Annotated in this window: 4 protein-coding genes and 1 pseudogene; 3 read left to right on the top strand and 2 right to left on the bottom strand. The window is 73.4% G+C overall.

All coding sequences use genetic code 11. From position 1 onward, the window contains the following. The first annotated feature begins 237 nt into the window (after window positions 1–237). Window positions 238–942, top strand: a complete 705-nt coding sequence (locus tag HW577_RS21615; RefSeq protein ID WP_198378188.1) for a vWA domain-containing protein — start codon at window positions 238–240, stop codon at window positions 940–942. Continuing rightward, entirely contained in the window at window positions 939–1,631 is a 693-nt protein-coding gene (locus HW577_RS21610) for a J domain-containing protein (RefSeq protein WP_198378187.1), read from the top strand. The genes HW577_RS21615 and HW577_RS21610 overlap by 4 nt, the downstream gene beginning before the upstream one ends. Window positions 1,632–1,705: 74 nt before the next feature. Here the strand turns inward: HW577_RS21610 and HW577_RS21605 are convergent, their stop codons facing one another. Next, window positions 1,706–2,878 (bottom strand): acetyl-CoA C-acetyltransferase, encoded by a 1,173-nt coding sequence (locus HW577_RS21605; protein ID WP_198378186.1) that lies wholly within the window; start codon window positions 2,876–2,878, stop codon window positions 1,706–1,708. Window positions 2,879–3,077: 199 nt separating this feature from the next. Here HW577_RS21605 and HW577_RS21600 point away from each other — a divergent pair, with 199 nt between their 5' ends. Next, the gene (locus HW577_RS21600) at window positions 3,078–3,671 is read left to right on the top strand and encodes a YajG family lipoprotein (RefSeq protein ID WP_198378185.1); all 594 of its coding nucleotides are present in this window, start codon (window positions 3,078–3,080) and stop codon (window positions 3,669–3,671) included. Here the strand turns inward: HW577_RS21600 and HW577_RS21595 are convergent. Further along, window positions 3,654–4,274, bottom strand: a pseudogene (locus tag HW577_RS21595) (alpha/beta hydrolase); the annotation flags it as partial. The gene HW577_RS21600 and the pseudogene HW577_RS21595 overlap by 18 nt on opposite strands.

Raw genomic sequence — 4,274 nt, 5'->3', positions numbered from 1 at the left:
AACGCCGGCGCCGCGCCCTGCTGCGGCGCGCCCTTCTGCGCCAGCACCGGCCCGGCGGCGAGCGCCAGCCCCGCGACGGTGGCGAGCGCGAGCGCCCTGGCGCCGATCCTGCCTGCTGCGTGCATCCCGGAAGACCTCCTTTTGCGTGTTGCCAGTAAACCCCGCCCGGCACGCCCGCGCCAGCGCCGGTGATCCGCCCCTTGGCGCGGGGTGTGAGGCATTTCACATGAGGGGTGCATGACGAAGCCGCCCGTCCCCGCCCGCAAGGGTGCCGAGATCGCCGCCTTTCTCGACCAGGTGGCGCGCCTGCCGGCCGTGCGCCCCGCGCGCGGGCGTCCGGGCAGGCTCGTGTTCGCGGTCGACGCCACCGCGTCCCGCCAGCCGGCCTGGGACCGCGCCTGCGCGCTGACGGGGGAGATGTTCCTCGCCACGCGCGACCTCGGCGGGCTCGCCGTCTCGCTCGCCTATTGGCGCGGCTTCATGGAATTCGCCGCCACACCCTTCCTGACGGACGGGGCGGAACTCGCCCGCCGCATGTCCGGGGTCACCTGCCTCGGCGGGCAGACGCAGCTGCTGCGCGCGCTGCGCCACGCGCTGGCGGAATCGCGCAAGGAGAAGGTGGGCGCGCTGGTGCTGGTGGGCGACGCGGTGGAGGAGGATGTAGACGCGCTCTGCCACGCTGCAGGGGAACTCGGCCTGTTCGGCACGCCGGTCTTCTGCTTCCAGGAAGGGGACAACCCGGTCGCGACCAATGCCTTCCGGCAGGTGGCGAAAGTCTCGGGCGGGGCCTGGGCGCCCTTCGATTCCGCCTCGGCCGGGACGCTGCGCGACCTGCTGCGCGCGGTCGCGGTCTTCGCCGCCGGCGGGCGCGGAGCGCTCGCCGCGTTGTCCGGTCCCGCCGCGGCGCGGATCGCGGGGCAATTGCCGGGGCCGCGGCGATGACCTGGCTCGCCCTCGGCGCGCTCGCGCTGCTGGCCGTGATGGCCGCGCTGCGCGCCTTCGCCTACGCCCCGGTGGCCAGCGTGAAGAAGGCGCTCGCCTGGGTCGCGGGCGGGCTCGGGCTGGTGCTGCTGGCGGCGCTGCTGTTCAGCGGGCGCGGGCTGCAGGCGCTGTGGTCGCTCGCCTTCTTCGCGCCGCTCATCGTCCAGGCCTGGCGGTCCTGGCGCACGGCGCGCACCTTCTCCCGCGGCGGCGCGGCGACGCCCGGGCAGGAAAGCCGGGTCGCGACCGCGACGCTCGAGATGGTGCTGCACCATGACAGCGGGCGGATGACAGGGACGGTGACGCGCGGGCGCTTCGCGGGCGCGGACCTCGGCGACCTGTCGTTGCCGGACCTGCTGGCGCTGCTGGCCGATTGCGCGGCGGAGGATGCGGAGAGCGTGCCGCTGCTGGAAGCCTGGCTCGACCGCGCGCATCCGGACTGGCGGGAGGCCGCACCCGCCGCGCCGTCGGACGGGCCGATGAACCGGGCGGAGGCGCTGTCCGTCCTCGGCCTCGCGGAAGGCGCGACGGAGGAGGAGATCCGCGCCGCGCATCGTCGCCTGATGCGCGCGGCGCACCCGGACACGGGCGGCAGCGCCTGGCTTGCAGCGCGGCTCAATGCCGCGCGGGATATGCTGCTGGAAGGCTGAGCGCGCGAACCGGCGGGCCCGGGTCGCGCGGCGCACCGGGGCGCGAAGGCGAGGCCCTCACGCCCCGCGCGGCATCACCGCTCCAGGCACATCGCGACACCCATGCCGCCGCCGATGCAGAGCGTCGCGAGGCCCTTCTTGGCGCCGCGCCGCTGCATCTCGAACAGCAGGGTGGTCAGCACGCGGGCGCCCGAGGCGCCGATCGGATGGCCGAGCGCAATCGCGCCGCCATTCACGTTCACCTTGGCCGGGTCCCAGCCGAGGTCCTTGTTCACCGCCAGCGCCTGCGCGGCGAAGGCCTCGTTCGCCTCGATCAGGTCGAGGTCGTCGATCGACCAGCCGGCCTTGGCGAGCGCCTTGCGCGACGCCGGGATCGGCCCCGTGCCCATGATCGACGGGTCGACGCCCGCGGTGGCCCAGGAGACGATGCGCGCCAGCGGGGTGATGCCGCGCTTGGCTGCTTCCGCCGCCGTCATCACCACCGCGACCGCGGCGCCGTCATTGATGCCGGAGGCGTTGCCGGCCGTGACCGAGCCGTCCTTGGCGAAGGCGGGACGGAGCTTCGCGAGCACCTCCATCGACGTGTCGGGCTTGGGGTATTCGTCGGCCGAGACCACCGTGTCGCCCTTGCGGCCCTTGACGGTGACGGGCGTGATCTCGTCGGCGAAGCGGCCGGCGGCCATCGCGGCCCCCGCCTTTCGCTGGGAGTTCAGGGCGAACTCGTCCTGCTGTTCGCGCGTGATCTGGAACTTCTGCGCCACGTTCTCGGCGGTGTTGCCCATGTGGTAGCCGTGGAAGGCATCCATCAGCCCGTCGCGCAGCATGGTGTCGACCAGCGCGAGGTCGCCCATTTTCTGCCCGGCGCGAAGCTGCTGGGCGTGCGGCGCCTGGGTCATGCTCTCCTGCCCGCCGGCGACGACGATGCGCGCATCGCCGGTGGCGATCTGCTGGGCGGCAAGGGCGACCGCGCGCAGGCCCGAGCCGCAGAGCTGGTTGATGCCGAAGGCTGTGTGCTCGACCGGGATGCCAGCGTTGACCGAAGCCTGGCGGGCCGGGTTCTGCCCGGCGCCGGCGGCGAGGATCTGGCCGAGGATGACCTCGTCCACCTCGGCACCCTCGACCTTGGCGCGTTCCAGCGCCGCCTTGATGGCGACGGTGCCGAGCGCGTGCGCGGGCAGGGAGGCAAAGGCGCCGTTGAAGGACGCGACCGGCGTGCGGGCGGCCGCGGCGATGACGATCTCGGTCATGACTGGGGTGTTCTCCCTTGGGGCGTTGCGGCGCAGCATGCGCCGGGGCGGGGGGGATCGACAAGCGAAGGCGCCGCTGATCCTCCCTTCTCAGCGGGCGGGGCCATTGCCTACCGTGGTCTCGCGCATCGGCGAGAGATCTTTGCCGCCCCGCACGCATGGGTCGTCGCCGGAGCCTTCCGAACCTGCCGGAGACGTCATGTTGCGCCTGCTCGCCCTCATCGCCGCGCTCGGCCTGTCCGCCTGCGGTTCGACCACCTTCCCGATGCCATACGAACCGACAGGCACGGTCGTGGGCAACCGCGCGCCGGGCCCGGTCGCGCAGATGTCGGAAGTGACCGTCACGCGACGCACCGGGCGGGAAGATGCGACCTGGATGGGCACGATCCGCGGCGGATACGGCAACCCGCTGAAGGCCATCCACGCGGACCGCCCAATCGATCAGGTCGTGCACGCGGCATTCGACAGCGCTCTGCAGGCGCGCGGTTGGCGCGCGTCGCAGGCGCCGAGGGTGCAGGCCAGCGTCGAGGTGACGCAATTCGACGCCAACAGGTACGCGAGGCAGGAAGCGACGGTGGCCTTGACCCTGCGCCTGCGCGACCGGACCGGCCGGCACATCCTCCAGGAAAGCGAGAGGGTCTACAATGTCACGGGCAGCGTGCTGGCCCTCGACACGGGAATCTTCGCATCGTCCGAAGAGTTGCGCGGACTGATGCTGCGGACGATGAACGAGGCGATCGACAAGCTGCTCGACCGGCCGAGCGTTGCCGCAGCGCTAGCCGGCGCTTCGTAGCCAGGCGAGCAAAGGCCGCCACAGCGCGGCTTCCGCCCCCGCCCCTGCGACCATTCCGATATGCCCCCCGGGCGCGATGTGCAGCGTGGCTGCGGAAAGCCGCTCCGCGACCGCGCGGGCGGAGGCCGGGGGCACGATGCGGTCGCGCTCGGGCACGCCGATGAAGGCCGGGCCGGCCCAGGCGGCGGGGTCCACCACCTGCCCGGCGATCCGCCAGGCGAGCCGCCCAGGCTCGTTCCGCCCGTACCAGCCGGCCAGGCACTGCCGCGCGACCGGGGCGGGCAGCGGCACGCCGTCGTTCAGCCAGTCCTCCAGCGCCACGAACAGCCGCGCGCGCGCGCCATCCTGCGGCAGGCGGGCGAAGGCGCGGAATTTCTGCGCCACGCCGAAGGGATCGAGCATGGCGAAGAGCGTCTGGATGCCGTCGACCGGCAGCGCGCCGGTGGGTTCCATCAGCGTCTCGAGCCCCGGCAGCAGGGCGGCGGCCGTGCGCGCGCGGCGCGGCCCGTCCGGTCCCGCGTGGAAATCCCACGGCGTCGCCAGCAGCGCCAGCGCGCGGACCCGGTCCGGCCGGCGCAGCGCGAGATCGCAAGAGCACACTTC

It is taken from the genome of Neoroseomonas rubea, from assembly GCF_016106015.1.
Taxonomy (GTDB): Bacteria; Pseudomonadota; Alphaproteobacteria; order Acetobacterales; family Acetobacteraceae; genus Neoroseomonas; species Neoroseomonas rubea.
Note: the sequence above shows the minus strand (reverse complement) of the source record. Positions and strands in the feature narration are given on the sequence as shown.